This is a genomic window from Enemella evansiae (assembly GCF_002250705.1).
GTDB lineage: Bacteria > Actinomycetota > Actinomycetes > Propionibacteriales > Propionibacteriaceae > Enemella > Enemella evansiae.
Genome location: NZ_NMVP01000023.1, coordinates 226,810 through 247,654, shown reverse-complemented (window position 1 = coordinate 247,654; position 20,845 = coordinate 226,810). Strand labels below are relative to the sequence as shown.

At 69.2% G+C, this 20,845-nt stretch carries 17 protein-coding genes; 11 read left to right on the top strand and 6 right to left on the bottom strand.

Features of this window, described 5'->3' with window-relative positions; translation table 11 throughout:
• Window positions 1-1,935, top strand: a complete 1,935-nt coding sequence (locus BI335_RS13240) for a S9 family peptidase (RefSeq protein WP_094404273.1) — start codon at window positions 1-3, stop codon at window positions 1,933-1,935.
• A gap of 21 nt (window positions 1,936-1,956) precedes the next feature.
• On the opposite strand, the gene BI335_RS13235 is transcribed toward BI335_RS13240, so the two are convergent.
• Window positions 1,957-2,523, bottom strand: a complete 567-nt coding sequence (locus BI335_RS13235; RefSeq protein WP_094356927.1) for a VOC family protein — start codon at window positions 2,521-2,523, stop codon at window positions 1,957-1,959.
• Window positions 2,524-2,658: 135 nt separating this feature from the next.
• Between BI335_RS13235 and BI335_RS13230 the strand changes: the two genes are divergently transcribed.
• The gene (locus tag BI335_RS13230; protein ID WP_094404274.1) at window positions 2,659-3,336 is read left to right on the top strand and encodes a GntR family transcriptional regulator; all 678 of its coding nucleotides are present in this window, start codon (window positions 2,659-2,661) and stop codon (window positions 3,334-3,336) included.
• Here the strand turns inward: BI335_RS13230 and BI335_RS13225 are convergent.
• The 3 genes from BI335_RS13225 to BI335_RS13215 all read right to left on the bottom strand — a co-directional run bounded on the left by BI335_RS13225 (window position 3,318) and on the right by BI335_RS13215 (window position 5,360).
• The gene (locus tag BI335_RS13225) at window positions 3,318-3,746 is read right to left on the bottom strand and encodes a VOC family protein (RefSeq protein ID WP_229117608.1); all 429 of its coding nucleotides are present in this window, start codon (window positions 3,744-3,746) and stop codon (window positions 3,318-3,320) included. The two genes, BI335_RS13230 and BI335_RS13225, sit on opposite strands and share 19 nt — an antisense overlap.
• Window positions 3,747-3,805: 59 nt before the next feature.
• Window positions 3,806-4,591 (bottom strand): aldo/keto reductase, encoded by a 786-nt coding sequence (locus BI335_RS13220; protein WP_229117669.1) that lies wholly within the window; start codon window positions 4,589-4,591, stop codon window positions 3,806-3,808.
• A 100-nt stretch (window positions 4,592-4,691) separates the two neighbouring features.
• Complete coding sequence (locus BI335_RS13215) at window positions 4,692-5,360, bottom strand: IclR family transcriptional regulator (protein ID WP_094431451.1); 669 nt, start codon at window positions 5,358-5,360, stop codon at window positions 4,692-4,694.
• 123 nt (window positions 5,361-5,483) lie between these two features.
• On the opposite strand from BI335_RS13215, the gene BI335_RS13210 reads away from it, so the two are divergent.
• The 3 genes from BI335_RS13210 to BI335_RS13200 all read left to right on the top strand — a co-directional run bounded on the left by BI335_RS13210 (window position 5,484) and on the right by BI335_RS13200 (window position 9,907).
• Complete coding sequence (locus BI335_RS13210; protein WP_094431449.1) at window positions 5,484-7,799, top strand: cytochrome P450/oxidoreductase; 2,316 nt, start codon at window positions 5,484-5,486, stop codon at window positions 7,797-7,799.
• A 42-nt stretch (window positions 7,800-7,841) separates the two neighbouring features.
• Window positions 7,842-9,200 (top strand): MFS transporter, encoded by a 1,359-nt coding sequence (locus tag BI335_RS13205; RefSeq protein ID WP_094431447.1) that lies wholly within the window; start codon window positions 7,842-7,844, stop codon window positions 9,198-9,200.
• A gap of 131 nt (window positions 9,201-9,331) precedes the next feature.
• Window positions 9,332-9,907 carry an META domain-containing protein gene (locus BI335_RS13200; protein ID WP_094431445.1) on the top strand — a complete coding sequence of 192 codons (576 nt, stop codon included), beginning with the start codon at window positions 9,332-9,334 and terminating at the stop codon, window positions 9,905-9,907.
• Between the two features lie 12 nt (window positions 9,908-9,919).
• Here BI335_RS13200 and BI335_RS13195 read toward each other — a convergent pair whose 3' ends face one another.
• Window positions 9,920-10,486: a GNAT family N-acetyltransferase gene (locus tag BI335_RS13195; protein ID WP_094431443.1), complete on the bottom strand. Its 567-nt coding sequence runs from the start codon at window positions 10,484-10,486 to the stop codon at window positions 9,920-9,922.
• 35 nt (window positions 10,487-10,521) lie between these two features.
• Between BI335_RS13195 and BI335_RS13190 the strand changes: the two genes are divergently transcribed.
• The 6 genes from BI335_RS13190 to BI335_RS13165 all read left to right on the top strand — a co-directional run bounded on the left by BI335_RS13190 (window position 10,522) and on the right by BI335_RS13165 (window position 19,060).
• Window positions 10,522-11,460, top strand: a complete 939-nt coding sequence (locus tag BI335_RS13190) for a 2-dehydropantoate 2-reductase (protein ID WP_094431439.1) — start codon at window positions 10,522-10,524, stop codon at window positions 11,458-11,460.
• A 68-nt stretch (window positions 11,461-11,528) separates the two neighbouring features.
• Window positions 11,529-12,704, top strand: a complete 1,176-nt coding sequence (locus tag BI335_RS13185; protein ID WP_166646775.1) for an ROK family transcriptional regulator — start codon at window positions 11,529-11,531, stop codon at window positions 12,702-12,704.
• A gap of 528 nt (window positions 12,705-13,232) precedes the next feature.
• Window positions 13,233-14,210 (top strand): extracellular solute-binding protein, encoded by a 978-nt coding sequence (locus BI335_RS13180; RefSeq protein WP_267489867.1) that lies wholly within the window; start codon window positions 13,233-13,235, stop codon window positions 14,208-14,210.
• An 8-nt stretch (window positions 14,211-14,218) separates the two neighbouring features.
• On the top strand, window positions 14,219-15,121 hold the full coding sequence (locus tag BI335_RS13175; protein WP_094431434.1) for a carbohydrate ABC transporter permease: 903 nt from the start codon (window positions 14,219-14,221) through the stop codon (window positions 15,119-15,121).
• A complete protein-coding gene (locus BI335_RS13170; protein ID WP_094356915.1) occupies window positions 15,118-15,993 on the top strand; it encodes a carbohydrate ABC transporter permease in 876 nt (291 codons plus the stop codon). Before BI335_RS13175 ends, BI335_RS13170 begins: the two co-directional genes overlap by 4 nt.
• Window positions 15,994-16,024: 31 nt before the next feature.
• Entirely contained in the window at window positions 16,025-19,060 is a 3,036-nt protein-coding gene (locus BI335_RS13165; RefSeq protein ID WP_094431432.1) for an alpha-mannosidase, read from the top strand.
• A gap of 177 nt (window positions 19,061-19,237) precedes the next feature.
• Here the strand turns inward: BI335_RS13165 and BI335_RS13160 are convergent, their stop codons facing one another.
• Window positions 19,238-20,839, bottom strand: coding sequence for a hypothetical protein (locus BI335_RS13160; protein WP_094426433.1), 1,602 nt, complete (start codon window positions 20,837-20,839; stop codon window positions 19,238-19,240).
• Window positions 20,840-20,845: the final 6 nt, after the last annotated feature.

The following is a 20,845-nucleotide window of genomic DNA, read 5'->3' as shown; positions in this document are numbered from 1 at the left end:
ATGGAGATCGCACCCCACGGCGCCTGGCGCTCCGAACTCGGCGCCGACCTGCTGACCGGCTCCTCGGTCGGCCTCGGCGGACCCTGGCTGGACCAGGAATCCCTGTACTGGTTGGAATCCCGGGCGGATCAGGGCGGCCGGACGAGCCTGTGGCGACAGTCCCCCGACGGTACCCGGACCGAGCTCACCCCCGAGCACTACCTGCGCAGCACCGTGCACGAATACGGTGGTGGCGCCGTCGCCATCGCCGATGGTGTGATCGCCTTCTGCGACCATCCCAGCAATGAGGTGCTGCTGTTGGAACCCGGTGGCTCACCGCGGGTGCTCACCGGGTCCCCCGACCTGCGCTACGGCGATCTGCGGTTGCACCCGGCCGGCCGGTTGTTGCTCGCCGTCCGTGAGGACCATCGGGCCGAGACCCTGGCCGAGCACGGCGAACCGGTCAACAGCATCGTCGCCCTGGACTGGGAGACCGGCGCCGAATCCGTGCTCGTCGAGGGCGCCGACTTCTACGACGGCATCGCGGTCTCCCCCGACGGCCGGATCGCCTGGGTGGAATGGGATCACCCGAACATGCCCTGGGACCAGACCCGGATCCGGACCGCCGCCCTGACCACCGACGGCACCGGCGTCCGCCTCGGCGAGCAACACACGGTGTCGGATCGCCCGCACACCTCGGCGATCAGCCCGGCCTGGCAGGACGGCGCAATCGTCTTCCTCAGCGACGAATCCGGCTACTGGAACCTGCACCGCTGGCGCGATGGCACCAGCACCGCCCTGCATCCGGTCGACAACGAGTTCGGTACCCCACCCTGGCAGCTCGGGATCGGCGATTTCGCTGTCGTCGATGCCGATACGATCCTCTGCCGCTGGCTGGAGAGCGGCGTCGCTCGGCTCGGATTCCTCACCAGCACGGGATTGCAGCCGATCACCACCACCGCGAACACCATTCGAGGCCTGGCCGCGGACCATGATCGGATCGCCCTGCTCGCCGGTTTCCCGGATCGCCCGAGCGCGATCATCACCCTGGACCCGAAGACTGACACCGGCACCGACCCCGGCACCGAGACCGTGGTCCGGGCCAGCACCGAGGTGGATCTCGACCCCGCCCTGCTCTCGGTCGCCGAGCCGATCAGCTTCGGCGAGCCCGCGGCGTACGCCTGGTTCTATCCCCCGGTGAATCCGGCATTCTCCGCTCCACAAGGGGAACTGCCGCCACTGAAGGTGCTCAGCCACGGCGGCCCGACCAGCTTCTCCGCACCCGCTCTGCGCCTCGATGTGCAGTTCTGGACCTCCCGCGGATACGCCGTCGTCGACGTCAACTACAGCGGCTCCACCGGTTACGGTCGCGCGTATCGTCAACGCCTGCAGGGAAACTGGGGCATCGCGGACGTCGCCGACTGCGTGGCCGCCGCCCAGCATCTCATCGACCGCGGTCTGGTCGATCCCGCGCGGGTCTGGATCGAGGGTGGTTCCGCGGGTGGCTACACCACCCTCCGGGCACTCACCAGCACCGACTTCTTCGCCGCCGGCATCAGCCACTACGGCATCGGCGACCTGGGCGCGCTGGCCGAACACACGCACAAGTTCGAGTCCCGCTACCTGGACGGGCTGGTCGGACCGTGGCCCGCGGCACGGGCGATCTATGAGGATCGTTCGCCGGTGCAGCAGCTGGATCGGTTGAACACCCCGATGCTGATCCTGCAGGGTGCCGAGGACAAGGTCGTACCGCCGGAGCAGGCGTACCAGATGGCCGATGCCGTGCGGGAGAAGGGATTGCCGGTGGCCCTGGTCGTGTTCGACGGCGAGGCGCACGGCTTCCGCCGCGCGGATTCGATCCGGCGCACCCTGGCTGCCGAGCAGTCCTTCCTCGGTCAGGTCTTCGGATTCACTCCCGCCGATCCGGTACCGCGGCTGGCGATCGACAACCTGTGAGGTGCAGGCGAACCGGCGCGCTCATTCACCCATCATGACGTGGATCGCCGGCGGCAGGTCGAACTTCTTCGCCCAGCTGCGTGCGGTGAGTTCATCGACCGAGGCGCCGCCGCGCCGTGCGGCCAGCATCTCCTGCGGATCGAAGGCCGGTCCGATCGAATCCTCCTGATAGTCCGGCCCGTTCAGGTATTCGGTCGCGGCCTCGGGTTCGAGGACGTCGATCTGCAGCTCCACGAAGTTGCGGTCCGGGTCCCGGTAGTACAGCGAGGTGGTGATGCCGTGATTGACGCAGACGGCCGGTTCGATGCCACGGTCGCGGAGTAGCTGGTAGCGATCGAGCAGTGTGTCGATGCTGTCGAAGGTGTAGGCCACGTGGTGCATCCCGGAGGTCGTCGGGGTCTTCTTCTGCATGTCGATCGGCGGGTGCAGCAGCGCGACGCGATGGTGCTCCTCGTCGTAGGCGATGAAGGTCAGGGTGTCGTCGGCGAACACCACTTTTCCGTCGAGTACGCCAGTGTACCAGTCGCGCATCGCGTCCGGCTGGCCGGTCTGCAGCACCACATGTGCGAACTTCGGCGTAGCAGCCATCTGAATCGCCCTCCCTTGGACTGTCCATTGCTCGGCACCACCGTAAGCGCTATATGTGATAACAACAAGGCCGACCGGCGCGGAGTGATAGCGTCACGGGGCCCATGTACCGAGCCTCGAATCAAGGGGGATGCCATGGCGGCGGTCCGGCAGATCGAGTCGAGTTCGGTGACCGAGAAGGTGGCGACCGAGTTGCGCCGCTCGATCGTCTCGGGCGATCTGGCACCCGGACAGACCTTCTCGCTGCGGGAGATCGCGGCGATGCTCGGGGTGAGTTTCATTCCGGTACGCGAGGCCCTGCGGCAGCTGGAGGGCGAGGGTCTGGTGGTCATCCGCCCGGGTCGCAGCGCGATCGTCGCCCCGCTCGACCTGGACGACCTGCACGCCATCTATCGGCTGCGGCGTACCCTCGAACCCGCCCTGGCGCGCCGTTCGGTGACCCTGGTCGCCGAGCCGGAGCTCGACCGACTGGCCGCAGTGGCCCGCGATTTCGGTGCCCCCGACGAGGGCATCGACGCGATCTATGACGCCCATCACGAATTCCACGAGGCGCTGCTGGCCCCGGCGGCGAGCAGCTGGGACCTGCGGATGCTGCGCACCCTGTGGCGGGCGACCGAGCGCTATGTCCGGATCGGCTTCCGCACCCTCGACCCGGACCCCGAGGAACACACCCGCCGCCGGGTCGCCCACGAGGTGCTGCTGGATGCGTTCCGCTCCCGAGACCCCGAACGCGCCGGCGCGGCCCTCGATGCGCACCTGGCGTTCAACGAGCAGACCGCGATCGCCGCGCTCGGTCAGACGGCGAAGAGCTGATCCGGGTCGGCGAACGCCTTGAACTCGAGATTGTTGCCCGAGGGGTCGACGAAGAACATCGTCCACTGCTCACCGGGCTGCCCCTCGAACCGCAGATAGGGTTCGATCACGAACTCGACCCCGGCATCGCGGATCCGCTCGGCCAGCGCGTGGAACTCCGGCACCGGCAGCACCAGCCCGAAGTGCGGGACCGGGACGTCATGGCCGTCCACCGGATTCGTCGGCGCGGACCGGGGCGGCTCGGTGACCTCGTGGGTGACCAGCTGGTGGCCGTGGAAATTCCAGTCGGTCCACCGGGTGTCGGAGCGACCGCGGGCCAGCCCGAGCACGCCGCCATAGAAGTCGCGGGCCTCCTCGATGTTCTGCACGGGGATGGCCAGGTGCATCGGGGGCAGCGGGCTGGTCGTCACGGCGTCCTCCTGGAGATCGGTTCGGCTGGAGATCGGTTCGGTACGCCGACGCTACTGCCTCACAGCATCTCCAGTGGTTGCGGTCCACTCGGCGCCGGGAAGGCCCGATCCAGCGCCGCCAGGTCGTCCGGGGTGAGCTCGGTGTCCAGCGCGGTGGCGTTGTCGCGGACGTGCTCCGGGGTGCTCGCCTTGGGGATCGCACAGATCGACTCGCGGCGCAGCACCCAGGCCAGGGCGGCCGCTGCCGGGCTGATCCCGTGCGCGTCGGCGACCTCGGCGAGCGTCGGGTCGTTCAGGATACGGCCCTGTTCGATCGGCGAGTAGGCCATCACCGGCAGGTCGTGGTCGGCGCACCAGGGCAGCAGGTCGTACTCCGGCCCGCGCCGCGACAGGTTGTAGAGCACCTGGTCGGTGGCCAGCCCGTCGCTGCCCGGGACGTCCTGCAGCTCGGCGAGTGCGGCCCGGTCGAAGTTGCTGACACCCCAGGACCGGATCGTCCCGTCGGTGATCAGCTGCTCGAACGCCGCGAGCGTGTCCGCCAGCGGGTGCCCGCCCTGCCAGTGCAGCAGGTAGAGATCGATCCGGTCGGTGCGCAGGCGTTCCAGACTGCGCTCGCATGCCGCGATCGTGCCGGAACGGGACGCGTTCGACGGCAGCACCTTGCTGACCACGAACGCCTCGTCACGGCGACCCGCCAGCGCCTCCCCGAGGACCTCCTCCGCGCCGCCGTCGGCGTACATCTCGGCGGTGTCGACCAACCTCATGCCGAGATCCAGGCCGGTGTGCAGGGCCGCGATCTCGGCTCTTCGGCGGCCGGGGTCCTCGCCCCAGCCCCAGGTCCCCATGCCCAGCACGGGGACGGATTCTCCAGCTGCCAAGATGATTTGTCGCATCAACAACGGTAACCCTCGGCCCGATCGGCCCGACCCCCGTGGGGGGTACGCCTCAGAGCACCCGCCGCAGCTCCGCTGCCGCGGCCCGCACCCGGACGGCGGCGGCGTCGGCGTCCAGTCCGGCCAACGCGACGACCCCGACGCTGCACTCCAGATCCTCGTGGTCGTCGGGCAGGCCGAGCCCGCAGCCGACGCCGACCGCGCCCGGTTCCAGCTCGCCGCGGGTGACCGCATGGCCCAGCTCGCGGGCCCGGCGTACCGATTCCGGATCGTCGGCCTGCTCGGGCCGCGCGGCCAGGATCGCCACCCCGGAGGCGCCCCGGGTCAGCGGGTGCCGGGCACCCACCCGGTAGGCGACCCGCAGCGACTCGGTCGGCGGCTCGTGGGTGAGCGCGACGACACAGCTCTCCTGCTCGGCGACCGCCAGATAGGAGGTGGCACCGGTCTCGGCGGCGAGCCGGGCCAGCACCGGCCGGGCCGCGCTGCGCAGGGCCGGCGCGAACCGGGCCGCGAGCCCGAGCACCCCGGCCGCCAGCCGGACCCGGCCGTCCTCACCGCGGTGCACCAGGCCGTGCTCGGCCAGGGTGGCCACCACGCGATAGCAGATGGTCCGGTGCAGCTCGAGCCGCGCACCGAGCTCGGCGACCGAGATCCCACCGGGGTGCGCGGCGACCTCGTCGAGCAGCCGCAGCCCGCGGTCCAGGGTCTGCAATGTCGTCATCGGAACTCCTAACCGCCCCAGAGCCTTGCCCGGTGGGCACCGGCCCATTACAGTGCGTGCGCTGAGCGAAACCAAGTGTGCGTTATTCGACACAACGATGTGACAAGCGTAGGGGGCCTGTCGATGTCCTGCCCGGTGTCCGGCCATCTCCCCTCGGCCAATGCCGCCGCCTTCGACCCGTTCACCGGTGACTACCAGGTGGATCCGGCCGAGGCATTGCGCTGGAGCAGGGAGCAGGAACCGGTCTTCTTCTCGCCGAAGCTCGGCTACTGGGTGGTGACCCGGTACCAGGACGTGAAGGCCGTGTTCCGCGACCACGCGCACTTCTCCCCGGCGATCGCGCTGGAGAAGATCACCCCGACCGTCGAGGCCGCCGATGAGGTGCTCCGCGGTTACGACTACGGGATGAATCGCACCCTGGTCAACGAGGACGAACCCGATCACATGCGCCGCCGCCGGGCGCTGATGGAGCCGTTCACCGCCGAGGCGCTGGCCCCGCACGAGGAGATGGTCCGCCGGCTGGCCCGGGAGGCCGTGGATTCCTTCGTGGACGCCGGATCCGCGGATCTGGTCGCCGAGATGCTCTATTTCGTCCCGCTCACCGTGGCGATGCACTTCATGGGCATCCCCGAGGAGGACATGGGGCCGCTGAAGGAGTTCTCGGTCGCCCACACGGTGAACACCTGGGGTCGCCCGGCGCCGGAGGAACAGGTCGCGGTCGCCCACCAGGTCGGCAGGTTCTGGCAGTACGCCGGGGGCGTGCTGGAGCGGATGCGGGCCAACCCCGACCGGCCGGGCTGGATGCCCTACTCGATCCGGGTGCAACGCGACGAGCGCGCACAGGGCTGCCCGGTCGGGCAGGAGACGGTGCACGACTCCTATCTGCACTCGATGATGATGGCCGGTATCGTCGCCGCCCACGAGACCACCGCCCATGCCGGTGCCAACGCGGTCCGGTTGCTGCTCGAGGAGCCCGAGCGCTGGCAGCAGCTGTGCGCCGACCCGTCGCTGATTCCCAATGCGGTCGAGGAATGCCTGCGGTTGCGGGGGTCGGTGGCGGCCTGGCGGCGGATCGCGCTGGCCGACACCGAGGTGGGCGGCGTACCGATCCCCCGGGGCTCGAAGCTGCTGATCGTGCAGGCCTCGGCGAACCATGACGCGGACCGGTTCGAGAACGCCGACGACTTCGATGTGTATCGCACCGAGGCCTCGGACCATCTCACCTTCGGCTACGGCGCGCATCAGTGCCTGGGCAAGAATCTGGCCCGAATGGAACTGCAGGTCTTCCTCGAAGAACTCACCACCCGGCTGCCGCACCTGCGCCTGGCCGAGCAGGAGTTCACCTTCGTCCCGAACACTTCCTTCCGCGGGCCGGAACGGCTGCTGGTGGAGTGGGATCCCGAGCAGAACCCCGAGCGCACCGCGCCGGAGATCCTGCAGCAGCGACAACTGCTGCGGATCGGCGAACCCTCCCGGCACACCCTGGGGCGCACCCTGCGGGTCGTCGAGATGATCCCCGAGACCGCCGAGGTGACCCGGGTGGTGCTCGCCGATCCGAGCGGGAAACCGTTGCCGGCCTGGAATCCCGGGGCGCACCTCGATGTGGAGTGCGGCACCGACGCCAATGGCAAACAGCGCTCCCGGCAGTATTCGCTGTGCGGTCGACCCGGCCCGCACTGGGAGGTCGCGGTGCTCCGCGAGGACGACGGCCGGGGCGGTTCGCGCTGGCTGCACGAGCACACCCGCGTCGGTGCCGACTGGCGGGTCCGCGGCCCCAGCAACCACTTCCGGCTGGACCGGGGCGAGGTGGCTCCGCAGACACCGGTGTTGCTGATCGCCGGCGGGATCGGGATCACCCCGATCGCGGCGATGGCCCATGCGCTGCGGGCCGCGGGCCGGGCGTACACCCTGCACTATTCCGGACGTAGCCGGCAGACGATGGCGCTGCTGGAGCGACTGCAGGCCGATCACGGCGAGGCCCTGGTGGTGCATGCCGCCGATGAGGGGCATCGCGCCGACTATGCCGCGATCCTCGCTGCGGCAGGGAATGCGGAGGTGTACGCCTGCGGCCCGCAACGGCTGCTGGCGGCGCTCGCCGAGCTGGTACCGGCCGAGCGCCTGCATGTCGAACACTTCACCTCCACCCTCGGCGAACTCGACCCGAGCACGGAGCATGCCTTCGAACTCCGGCTCGCCGACTCCGGACAGACGTTGGTCGTGCCCCCCGATCGGACCGTGCTGGACACCCTGCGTGCGGCCAACCTGGATGTCCCCTCGGACTGCGAGGAGGGGCTCTGCGGCACCTGCGAGGTGCCGGTGCTGGCCGGGGAGGTCGACCACCGCGATCTCGTCCTGGACGCCGGTGAACGGGCCGCCAATCGATCGATGATGTCGTGCTGCTCCCGCGCCCGCGGGGACTCACTCACCCTCGGGCTCTAGGGCCGCAACCGCTGGAAATGCAGTTCAGAAAGGAAAAGGTCAATGGCGACAGCAGAGGTGGAAACACCGGGGAGATCCACCAGACCCCGCGGCTTCGGTCGGGTGATGGCCGGCTCGATGGTCGGCGCGGTGCTCGAGTGGTATGACTTCGCGCTCTACGGGGTGCTGGCGGCGACCGTGCTCGGTCCGCTGTTCTTCGCGAGCAGGGACCCGATCGTCGCCACCTTGTCCGCCTTGGCGACGATGGGTCTGGGGTTCGTGGCCCGGCCGCTCGGTGGCATCGTCTTCGGGCACCTCGGTGACCGGTTCGGCCGACAACCGATGCTGGTGACCACCTTCTTGATGCTGGGCGCGGCCACCGCGGCGATCGGGTTCCTGCCCACGCTGCAGAGCGCCGGCATCCTCGCCACCGTGCTGCTGGTGGTGCTGCGGCTGATCCAGGGCTTCGCCCTCGGCGGCGAGTTCGGCGCCGCGGTGCTGCTGGTCAGCGAATACGGGGAACGCGAGAAGCGCGGTTTCTGGGCCTCCTGGCCGCAGGCCGGCGCCCCGATCGGCACCGTGCTGGCCACCGTCGTGGTCACCGTGCTGCAGCTGATCTTCCCCGGTGAGGCGTTCCAGCAATGGGGCTGGCGGGTCGCGTTCTGGCTGGCGATCCCGCTGCTGATCTTCGGCTTCTGGGTCCGGCACGGGGTGGAGGAATCACCGGTCTTCCGCGCCGCCCAGCAGCACGCCGAGCAGGTCGCCAGTGAGCGGCCGCGATCCTCGATCATCCAGGCGCTGCGCCGCCCGCGCGCGGTGCTGCACGGACTCGGCGTACGCCTCGGTGAGAACGTCGCCTTCTACGTCTACACGATCTTCGTGCTCTCCTACGCCACCAAGGTGCACGGCTATTCGACACCGACGGTGCTCAAGGTGGTGACCGCCGCCTCGGTCGGCCAGTTCCTCGGCATGGTGGTCGCCGGCTGGTGGTCGGACAAGGTGGGCCGCAAGGTCGCGATGCTCGTGCCCTCGGTGGCCCTGCTGGTCTGGGCCCCGGTGTTCTTCTGGATGGTCGGCAGCAACTCGGTCCCGCTGCTGGCGGTCGGCGTCATCGTCGGCGCCACCCTGCACGGCATGCTCGCCGGCCCGGAAGCCGCCTGGATCACCGAACTGTTCCCGACCCGCTACCGCTACGGCGGCTCCTCGCTGGTCTTCCAGGGCTCCTCCATCATCGCCGGCGCCCCGGCCCCGCTGATCGCGCTCTGGCTGTCCACCCGCTACGGCACCTGGGCCGTCGTCGCCTATCTCGCCGTCACCATGCTCATCACCATCATCGCCCTCGTCACCGCCAAGGAGACCGCCGGCCGCGACCTCCACGACAACGACACCGGCCCCTACGACCCCGTCCCGACCACTCGGTAAGCCGACTTTGTCAGCAGTTATGGCCCGTTCCAGGCGCCCGAACGGGCGATTGTGACCCAAGGGATCAGAACTTTCGGATCGATTCCGGATCCGGCGGAACCAATCCGGAGGGCCGACTCGTGGAGAGGAGTATGAGGATTCACGCGTTCATCACCCCCGTCCTGATCGCCCCGGTCCTGGCCAGCCTGCTGCTCACCGGCTGCGCCGGCTCGGTACCCGCCGAGCCGGCCGGTGGCGGGTCCAACGGCCCGGCGAGTACGCCGCCACCGACCCCGCCGGGCGATCCGACCCCGTCGACCCCGCTCGATCCGGCCGCCCTGCGGGGCAGCTGGAAGGCGGTCGAACTCAGCCCGGCCGCCCTCGTACCCGGCAGGGAACCGCGGCTCACCCTGCAGACCGACCTGATCGGCGTACTCCCCGGTTGCAACACGATGGGCGGCAGCTATCGCACCGAGGGCAACCTGCTGATCACCGACGGCCTCACCTCGACGACGATGGGGTGTCCCGAGGAGCTGATGGCCCAGGAGCGCGCGGTCGCCGACCTGCTCCAGGCCGACCCCCAGTGGTTCCTGGCCGGTGACCGGCTCACCCTGATCGAGGGTGACAAGAAGCTCGTCCTGGTCCGCGACACGAGTACGCCCCAGCCGCCGCCGGCGCCGAGCGCCCCGGTCGAACCCCCGCTCACCCCGGCACCCGGCCAGCGCTGAGCGGCCCGCGGATCAACCGGACCACTCCTCGGCCAGGATCGCGAACAGACAGCCGTCCAGCCAGCCGCGGTCGCGGTGCAGGCATTCCTTGCGGGTAACGGCTTCCAGCCGCAACCCGGCCTTCTCCAGCACCCGGCGACTGGCTTGATTGTCGGCGAAACAGCCGGCGGTGAGCCGGCGCAGCCCAAGCTCGGTGAAAGCGATCCGGATCAGCTCCCGGGAGACCTCGGTGGCGAATCCGCGGCCCGCATACCGGGGGTCGATCGCGTACCCGAACTCGGCCTGGCTGCGCCTGGCCGGCGCCAGATCGTCTTGTGCCCAGCCGTCGGTCAGCTTCAGGAAGGTGTCACCGACCAGCGCGCCGTCGAGCTCGATGGCCAGGTTCAACAGGGCCGGATCGGCGAGCAGGGTGAGCATCCGCTCGCGGAACGCGGCCGGATCGGTGTACGCCCGGCCGATCCACTCATAGACCGCCGGCTGGCTGCGATAGGCGAACATCGCGTCGAGATCCGCCTCGGTCAACGGCCGCACGGTGAGCCGTTCGGTACGCCGGGGCCAGCTCGACTCGGTGAACTCCATGCCGCGATCCTGCCAGCCGGCTCTAGCATGTCGCCATGAGATTTGCGGTGGTCGGCGCGGGCAGCCTGGGTGGATACTTCGGCGGGTTGCTGCAGCGCGACGGCCACCAGGTCAGCTATCTGGCCCGCGGCCGGACCCTGGAAACCCTGCGGGAGAACGGATTGCGGATCACCGGGCAGACCGAGATCGAGTTGCCGCAGGTGACCGCGACCGACGACCCGGCCGAGATCGGCCCGGTCGATGCGGTGCTGCTCTGCGTGAAGACCCCGCAGCTCGATGCGGTACTGCCCCAGCTGCCCGAGATGGTCGGCCCGCTCACCGCGGTGATCACCATGCAGAACGGCATCGACGCCCCGCGACGGGTCGCCGAGGTGGTCGGCGAGGGTGCGGTGCTGCCCGGCATCGTCCGGATCTTCACCCAGCTCACCGAACGCGGGGTGATCGATCATCGCGGCGGGCCGGGTTCGATCGCGTTCTCCGAGCCGAACAACGCCGAGACCGATCGGCTGGAGGCCCTCCGCGACGCGTTCAGCGAGGCCGGGGTGACCGTCGTCGAGCCCGCCGACATCTGGTCCGAGCTCTGGCAGAAGTATGTGTTCTTCGCCCCCTCCGGCCTGCTCGGCGCGCTCACCGCCGAGCCGATCGGCGTGATCCGCAACCGGCCGGGGCTGCGCCAGTTGCTGCAGCGCGCGATCGGTGAGGCGGTGGCGGTGGGCCGGGCGGTCGGCATCGACCTGCCCCCCGATGTCGAGACCCGCACGCTCACCTTCTGCGACCAGCTGCCTGAGGGCGCCACCACCTCGCTGCAGCGCGACCTGGCCGCCGGCGTACCCAGTGAACTCGAATCGGTGCTGGGTGCCCTGGTCCGGTTGGCCGCGGTCGCCGGCGTCCCGGTACCGCTGCACGAGCTGGGTTACGAGGTGTTGTCGGTACGCGCCGAGCACGCCGCGGAGCGGGCGGCCCAGGCACCATGACGCCCGCCCCGCAGGCCCCCGGGAGCCGCGGAACCAACATCCCGCGCATCGGCGACTGGAATCAGCGCGTGGTGATCGACTGGGTACGCCGCAATCCGCAGGGCACCAGCCGGGTCGAGTTGGCCGCCTCCACCGGACTGACTCCGCAGACGATCTCCAATCTGACCCGCCGACTGCTGGAACGGGGGCTGATCGAGGAACGTGGTCAGGTCGGCACCGGGCCGGGCAAACCGCGCACCCTGCTCGGCCTCGCTCCCGGTGGCATGCACGCGATCGGGGTCCATCTGGATCCGCTGCTGATCACCCTGGTGGTCACCGATCTGCTGGGCCGGGTGGTGGCCCGCGCCCAGCGGCGTACGCCGACCGGCAGCCCGGGTCGGGTCGTCCGCAGCATCACCGAGGCCGTGCACCGGCTCATCACCGAGGCCGAGATCGACCCGGGCACCGTCACCGGGGTCGGGGTGGCTGCGCCGGGCCCGGTCGAGGTGGAGACCGGGACCCTGGTCGAACCGCCGCTGCTCGACGGCTGGCGCCGCGTTCCGTTGCGGGACCGGCTCGCCGCGGCCCTGGCGCTGCCGGTCCTGCTGGAGAAGGACGTGCTGGCCGCCGCCGTCGCCGAGGACTGGGTGCGGACCGATGGGGATCCGCGCACCTTCGTCTTCTGGTATCTCGGCACCGGGATGGGGGCCGGCTTGGTGCACCGCGGTGAGGTGTTGCGCGGGGCCTCCAACAATGTCGGCGAGGTCGGCCACCTGATGGTGGACCCGCACGGCGCCGCCTGTGACTGCGGGGAACCCGGGGTGCTGTCGCAGGCACTCGGTCCCCGGCAGCTGGTGGCCGCGGGGTTGGCCGCCGGGGTGCTCACGCCCCCGCTGCCCGAGAGCCGCCGAGCCGTCGACGACGCGGTCACCGAGCTGTGCCGACGCTCCGCCGAGGGGGATCCGGCCGCCGCCGCGGTCCTCGACCATGCCGGGGAGCTGCTCGCCCGCGCGGTGATCCAGGTCTGCGATCTGCTCGATGCCGACGAGGTGGTCTTCGGCGGCCCCTACTGGGACCGGTTGCAGCATCGGCTGGAACCCGTTGTACGCAAGGATCTGCACGCACGTGCCGCGATGCGGCAGGTGCATCCGATCCGGGTGCACAGCACCCGGCTGGGGGAGGACGTGGCCGCCATCGGCGCCGCCTCGCTGGTGCTGGAGGACGCGCTCTCGCTGCGTCCGACCTCGCTGCTGCTGATCGACTGAGTGCCACGACACGGTTCAGCAACGTTCTGAAACGACCTCGGGAATCTCTTGACAGCGGGAATCCGCGTCGCTCTACTGGGTTTATCCAAGTAATGGATTAACCTGCCCGATCAGTTCCCCGGACGCCGCGGCCGAAGGAGTCCCCATGCGTCGACGTACCTTTCTCGCCGGAATGGCCGGCCTCGCCGGCACCGCCGTCACCGGCCTCAGCGCCTGTGGCTCGGGCGGATCCGGCAGTGCCAACAGCGGCACGCTCAAGGTGGCGTACCAGAAGTTCGGCAATGCGACGGCAGCGGATTCCCTGTTCACGAAGATGAAGACCGTCTTCGAGCAGGCGAATCCGGACTTCACCGTCGAGCTGATCCCGATCGAGGCCAGCCAGAACGACTACTTCACCAAGCTCGCGCTGATGAACCGCTCCCCGAGCACCGCACCGGATCTGATGTATGAGGACACCTACATGATCCGCTCCGATGTGGGCGCCGGCTATCTGATGCCGCTCGATGACTACCTCAACGGCTGGCCGGAATGGTCGGATACATCGAGGTCGCCAAGACCGGCGGCCGCGCCGATGACGGGAAGATGTATGGCATCCCGCTCGGTACCGATACCCGCGGGCTCTGGTTCAACAAGCAGATCCTGCAGCAGGCCGGATTGCCCGGTGACTGGGCGCCGAAGAACTGGGACGAGATCCTCGGTGCCGCCCGGGCGATCAAGGAGAAGGTGCCCGGGGTGATCCCCTTCAACATCTATTCCGGCAAGCCGATGGGTGAGGGCGCGGTGATGCAGGGCTTCGAGATGTTGTTGTACGGAACGAAGAACACCCTCTATGACGACCAGGCGAAGAAGTGGGTCGTCGGCTCCCAGGGCTTCTCCGACGCCCTCGATTTCCTCCGCACCGTCTACACCGAGGGCCTGGCACCGACCCCGCAGCAGGCGCTGGACAGCAACCTGAGCACCCGCGTGACCGGCGAACTGCTGCCGCAGGGCAAGCTGGCGATCGCCCTCGACGGCTCCTGGCTGCCGAGCAGCTGGCAGCCGTCGGGCAAGGCGGCCTGGCCGGCCTGGGAGAGCACCATGGGAACCGCCGCGATGCCCACCCAGACGGGCGATTCGCCCGGCAAGGTGTCGATGTCGGGCGGCTGGACGCTGGCCATGGGGGCGAACACCAAGGCCCCCGATGCGGCGTTCAAGTTCCTCAGTCTGTGCATGAATCGGGAGAACTCGCTCGGATTCGTCATCGAGGACTCCCAGATCGCGGTCCGCAAGGACGTCGCCGAGGACCCGGCGTACCTGAAATCCAACCCCACCACGAAATTCTGGACCGATCTGGTGCCGGTGACCCACTACCGGCCGGCGACCGCCGACTATCCGCAGATCTCGAACGCCATCATGGTCGCGATGGAGGCGGTGATGACCGGGCAGAGCGATGTGGCCTCCGCCGCGGCCGCCTACGACAAGGCGGTGACCGGGATCGTCGGTGCGGAGCAGACCGTCAAGGCCTGATCGCGTCGATGACTGCCACCACGCTCCCACCCGCCCGGCGCACCCGCCGCCATCCGTGGCGCTCGGTGCCGCTGCTGCCAGCGGTGATCCTGCTCGCCATCTTCATGGTCGGCCCGGCGATCTGGTCGGTCTACGGATCGCTGACCAACACCGCGCTGACCGGGCGAGCGGCGCGCTTCCCGCGGTTCGTCGGGCTGGCGAACTACGAGCGGTTGTTCGCCGATCCCGAGTTCACCCGGGCGATCCTGCTCACCCTGGCGTTCACCATCGGCAGCGCGATCGTCGGTCAGAACGTCCTCGGGCTCACCATCGCGGTGCTGCAGCGACGGGCCCACCGGGCCGTGCAGACCGTCGTCGGCACCCTGGTCGTGGCGGCCTGGGTGATGCCGGAGATCGTCGCCGCATTCGCCATGTACGCGTTCTTCCAGACCGACGGCAGCCTGAACGCGGGCCTGGGGATCCTCGGCATCGCGCCGATCGAGTGGCTCTACCGGCATCCGATGCTGGCGGTGATCCTGGCCAACATCTGGCGGGGCACCGCCTTCTCGATGATGGTCTATTCGGCGGCGCTGGCCGACATCCCCGACGAGCTGACCGAGGCCGCTGCCGTGGACGGCGCGTCGCGGCGGCAGACCCTGTTCCGGATCACCATCCCGCTGATCCGGCGGGCGATCGGCACCAACCTGATGCTCACCACTCTGCAGACCCTCTCGGTGTTCACGTTGATCTATGTGATGACCGGTGGCGGCCCCGGTACCGACTCGTCCACGCTGCCGGTGCTCGCCTACCAGACCGCCTTCAAGTTCGGCGAGGTCGGTTACGGCACCGCCATCGCCACGGTGATGCTGGTCATCGGCGCGCTCTTCTCACTGGTCTACATCCGCCTGCTGCGCTCGGAGGTCGATCGGTGACCGCCGTGCAGAGTGTTCAGCGTCCGGCCCGGCCCCGCAGCCTGGCCGCGCCCGGTGCGACCTCGGCGCGCGGGCTGGCCGATGCGGCGCTGGTCGTGTTGGGTCTGGTGTTCCTGGTTCCCCTGCTCTGGTTGGTGTTCGCGTCCTTCGACACCCGGGCCACCCTGGTCGCCGGGCTGCCCGAGGCCCCGGGGTTGGGCAACTTCACCGAGGTGATCAGCTGGGATCGGCTCGGGCGGCCGCTGCTGAACAGCACCGTGCTCTCCGCCGGTGCGGCCGCCGTCGCGACACTGGTGGCCACCCTCACCGCGTACCCGCTGTCTCGCTACCGGCTCCGGTTCGGCCGCGGATTCATGTACGCCGTGCTGTTCGGCACCTGCCTGCCGATCACCGCGATGATGGTGCCGGTGTACGCCCTGTTCGTGAAACTGGAGTGGCTGGATTCGTTGCTGGCCAGCACCCTCTTTCTGGCCGCCACCTCGCTGCCGATGGCGATCTTCATGACCAAGAACTTCATGGATTCGGTGCCGGTGTCGCTGGAGGAGGCTGCCTGGACCGACGGCGCCTCGGCCCGGCAGACCCTGGTCTCGATCGTCACCCCGCTGATGCGGCCCGGGCTCGCGGTCGTCTTCGTCTATGTCTTCGTGCAGTGCTGGGGAAACTTCTTCGTCCCGTTCGTGCTGCTGCTGTCGCCGGAGAAGCAACCCGCCGCGGTCACCATCTTCTCCTTCTTCGGGCAGTACGGCACCGTTGCCTACGGTTCGTTGGCCGCCTTCTCGCTGCTCTACTCCCTGCCCGTGGTCGTCCTCTACGCGCTGGCCCAACGGTTGATCGGTGGCGCCAATGCGATGGCCGGCGCGGTCAAGGGCTGACCCCGAATCCACCGTCGTCGAAGGGACACCCATGCATGACCGCACCGAGCACACCATTGCTCGGCTGGACCGTTTCCTCAGCGAGCGGATCGAACCGGCCCTTTGGCGCCGTCGGGCGCCGCTGACGGTCACCGCCTGGCAGGTGCCTGACGAACCGGTCCCGTTCAGCGAGGCGGTCGGCCAACCCTTCCAGGAGTTCGCCATCGGGCAGGGCTGGGCCCGGCCGTGGGGCACGACCTGGTTCCGGGTGCAGGGTGGCGTTCCGGGCGAGTGGGCCGAGCAGAGCGGGACGGCCGTGGAGCTGCTGGTCGATCTCGGCTTCAGCGGCTCCGGACCGGGTTTCCAGGCCGAGGCGACGGCGTACACCCCCGACGGGGTGATCCTGAAGGGGATCGAGCCCCGGAACCATCACGTTCCCACCGATGCCCGGCCGGGCGAGCCGGTCGACGTCTTCGTCGAGGCGGCGGCGAACCCCAGCTTCGACGACGGCGGTTTTCGCACCCCGACCCCGATGGGGGACAAGGAGACCGCCGGGGCGGAACCCCTCTACCGGTTGCGTTCGGTGGAGGTCGCGTTGCGGGATCTCGCGGTCGCCGAGCTGCACGCCGATCTGCTCACCCTGCGCGGACTGCTCGACGAACTGCCGGCGACCAGCCCGCGCCGGGCCGAGATCCTCGCCGGTTGCGAGCGGGTGATCAACGCGGTCGACCCGGACGATGTGCCCGGCACCGCGGCGGCCGGCCGTGCCGAACTCGCCGGCCTGCTCGCCGCCCCGGCGTACGCCTCCGCGCATCGGGTGCACGCGGTCGGGCACGCGCACATCGATTCGGCCTGGCTGTGGCCGACCCGGGAGACCGTGCGCAAGTGCGCGCGAACCTTCTCCAACGTCATCGAGCTGCTGGAAACCCAACCAGGGTGGCGATTCGCGGCGTCCTCGGCGCAGCAGTACGCCTGGATCAAGGAGCACTACCCCGAGCTGTTCGAACGGATCCGTGCCCAGGTCGATGCCGGGGGTTTCGTCCCGGCCGGTGGCATGTGGGTGGAGTCCGACACCAACCTGCCGGGTGGGGAGGCGATGGCGCGGCAGTTCCTGCTCGGCACCCGCTGGTTCATCGACGAGCTCGGTGTCGAACCCCTGGACGTCTGGCTGCCGGACTCCTTCGGCTACTCCGGGTCACTGCCCGGGATCGCCACCGCAGCAGGAAAACGCTGGTTCCTGACCCAGAAGATCTCCTGGAACGACACCAACACGATGCCGCACCACACCTTCTGGTGGGAGGGCATCGACGGGCGGCGGATCTTCACCCACTTCCCACCGGTCGACACCTACAACTCCGATCTGTCGGCCGCCGACCTGGCTCGCGCCGAGCGACAGTACGCCGAGAAGGGCCGGGCGAACACCTCGCTGGTTCCCTTCGGCTACGGCGATGGCGGCGGTGGCCCGACCCGGGAGATGCTCGCCGCCGCGGCCCGGACCGCGGACCTGGAGGGATCGCCGAAGGTCACCCTGTCCAGTCCGGCTGAGTTCTTCACCGCCGCGGAGGAGGAGTACGCCGACCCGCCCGTCTGGCGGGGTGAGATGTATCTGGAGTTCCACCGCGGCACCTACACCTCCCAGCATCGCACCAAGGCCGGCAACCGGCGCAGCGAGCACCTGCTGCGGGAGGCCGAACTCTGGGCGACCACCGCGGCCGTCCGCGCCGGCAGCGCGTACCCGGCCGAGGAACTGGACCACTGGTGGCGGATCGTGCTGCTGCAGCAGTTCCACGACATCCTGCCCGGGTCGTCGATCGCCTGGGTGCATCGCGAGGCCGAACGCAACTATGCCGAGGTGGCGCAGGGGTTGGAACGGATCATCGCGGATTCGCTGGCGGCGTTGGGATCCGAGGCGGGTGCGCAGGATGCGGTGCTGGCGAATGCCGGGCCGTTCCCGGTGCGCGGGGTGCCGGCGCTGGGGGTCGGGCGTGCCCGGGAATCGGGTGCCGAGGCGCGGGTGCGCGTCGAGCAGGAGGGCGGCGACTGGGTGCTCACCGGCCCCGGGATCCGTGCCGTGGTCGATGAGCACGGCCGGTTGACTTCGGTGCGTGACCTGGCCGCGGACCGTGAGGTGCTGGCACCCGATGAACCTTCCGCCCGGTTGGTGCTGCACCGCGACGTGCCGAACCGCTGGGACGCCTGGGATGTCGACCACCACTATCGTCAGGTGTCCCGTGAACTCGACGAGCCGACCGTGATCGAACCGCTCGCCGATGGCCTGCGGATCACCTTCGTCACCGGGCGGTCGGAGATCGTCGAGACGGTGCGGTTGGCCGACGATCGGCCCGCGATCGAACTGGAACTGGAGCTCGACTGGCACGAACAGCAGCAGCTGCTGAAGCTCGATTTCGCGCTCGATGTGCACGCGGAGCAGGCGACCTCGGAGATCCAGTTCGGGCATCTGCAACGGCCGACGCATGAGAACACCTCCTGGGATGCGGCGCGTTTCGAGACCGTCGCGCACCGCTGGCTGCAGGTGGGTGAGCCGGGTTACGGGGTGGCGTTGGCGAATGACTGCAGTTATGGCTTCGACTGCACCCGAACCACCCGGGGTGATGGCGGGACGACGACGCGACTGGGTGTCTCGGTGGTGCGGGCGCCGCTGTTCCCCGATCCGGAGGCCGACCAGGGCCGGCACCGGTTGGCGTACACGCTGCGCGTCGGGGCCGGTGTGGCCGAGGCGATCGAGGAGGGATACCGGTTGAATCTGCCCCTGCGGACGGCGCCGGGATCCGGGGCGGCGCCGCTGTTGTCGATCGACGATCCGGCGGTGGTGATCGAGGCGGTCAAGCTCGCCGAGGACGGTTCGGGTGATGTGGTCGTGCGCTGTTACGAGTCCCGCGGCGGCCGGGCTCGCGCCAGGGTGACGGCGGACTTCGAGATTGTCGAGGTGCTGGAGACCGATCTGCTGGAGCGCCCCATCGAACCGCGGGTGCTGCGCGCGGTCGACGGCCCGGTCGCCACCCTCGAACTGCGTCCCTTCCAGCTCTGCACCCTCCGGTTCCGGCGCACACCCACGTCCCTGGAGTAACTCGCGCGGCGACCGTGTCCCGCACGTTCATCGAGTAGGTCGCGCAGCGACCGTGTCGAGATGAACCGAAGGCGAGTTGCTCATCTCGACACGCTCGGCATTGCTCCGCTTCGCTGCGCATGCCGAGCTACTCGATGAGCGTGCGGAAACCTAGCTCTGGTTGGGAATCAGGGCAGGCTAGGATTCCGGCGGAGCCGGCTTCTTCGCCGTCTGCTTCGCCGTCTGCTTCGCCCTCTTCTGTTTGGCTGCGTTGGCCTGGTCGCGGGCAGCCTGGCGTAGGTCGCGGAGGCGTTGGTTCTTGCGGGCGCGGCGGAGCCGCTCGCGTTCGCGAGCTTCGTCGGCTGCTTGTTCGGCTTCGGCCTGTTCCTTCTCCAACTGGGTCTGCCCGTTGCACAGGGTCTCCCAGAGAAGCTTTTCGGTTCGGGAGAGCGACGCCGCGGGATCGTTGATCAGGTGATCGGGTGGTGGATGCTCCCAGGTCCCGTGTGCGCTGACCCAGGCTTCCTGCCCGGCCGGGGTTTTCCAGTGGAACACCCCCGGGGAGGGTTGTTCGACCTGATAGCCGGCGTGGGTTCGTGCGCGGTGCGAGGCCCGGGTCAACGGCCCCAGGTTGCCCGAGCTGGTCGGCCCCTCCGGGGCGGGAATCGTGTGATCGAGATCGACGCCCCGGCCGAACGCACCGCGATTCGATCGGGGGAACATCACATACCGGTCGCGGAGCTTCACCCGCTGGGCGAGCTCGTCGCTGGGTCGGTAGGTGTTCACCATGACCGGCGCGGCCAGGTCGATCACCGGCCGCACCTTCACGGTCCCGCCGCAGCGCTTCAGTAGCTCCTTCAAGTGCTGGAGGGTGACCGGTCCGAGGGCGTCGCCTTCACCGCCACGGCGGTTGGCGAGGTCCTTCTGGTGGACGTGCAGGATCAACTCAGCGCCATGCCGGCACCGCTCGGAGGTGGGGGTGACGACCTCGCCGTCACGGTTGACCACCTCACCCGTAGGCGTGACGGTCGCGCCGTCGAACAGCGAGGGTTGGAGCAGTTGTCGGGCACGCTCGGGATGCGCGAGGTGACCCAGGGCTTCGGCCCGCAGCTCGTCCCTGGATGCCGTCGAGCCACCGGCTTTGAGCACGTCGGCGAGGCGGTCGAGGGTCCCATTCAACTGGGCGGCGTCACCGGCGTCGAGGTTGGCGTAGAGGTCGGTGATGCCAGCGATGGTCCGGTTCGGGATGAACTCGACGCGGCGGTGCTTCTTGGCGGCCTGGCGTTCGGCTTCCTTGTCGTCGTTGAGGATCAGTGCGACCTGAGCCTCGGTGGTCGCGACCGCGCGCTTTGGAGTGAGGTTGACCAGACGGAGTGACCAGAGGGAGTCGAATTCGCGGGCCTGGGTGAAGGACAGGTGCAAGGCGGCGCGGGAGACATCGCGGGCGACCCAGACGGGAATGTCGCAGTCCAAGGTGGCCTGCCACAGGATCGGATGCCGATGCCGCAGATTCAACACATCAGCGGTCCAGACCTGCGCGGTCTCCGGTGAGCACCCCAGCGACATCGCCAACTCGAGGTGGAAGAACTCGGTGATGCCGGGCGTACCGTCGGCACCGGGGAAGACGAGTTGTTCGCCGTGGAGCACGCGGGCGGTGAGTTCGTCGGTGTGGGTGTTGAGTCCGGAGTAGGTGTCGCAGGCGGCGGCGATCGCGACCAGCTGGCGGGCCGAAGCTTGGGCGATGGTGTCGCTTTCGGCGCGGATCGCTGCGAAGACGTCGACTCGTGGGTTGGTGGTCATCTGTGG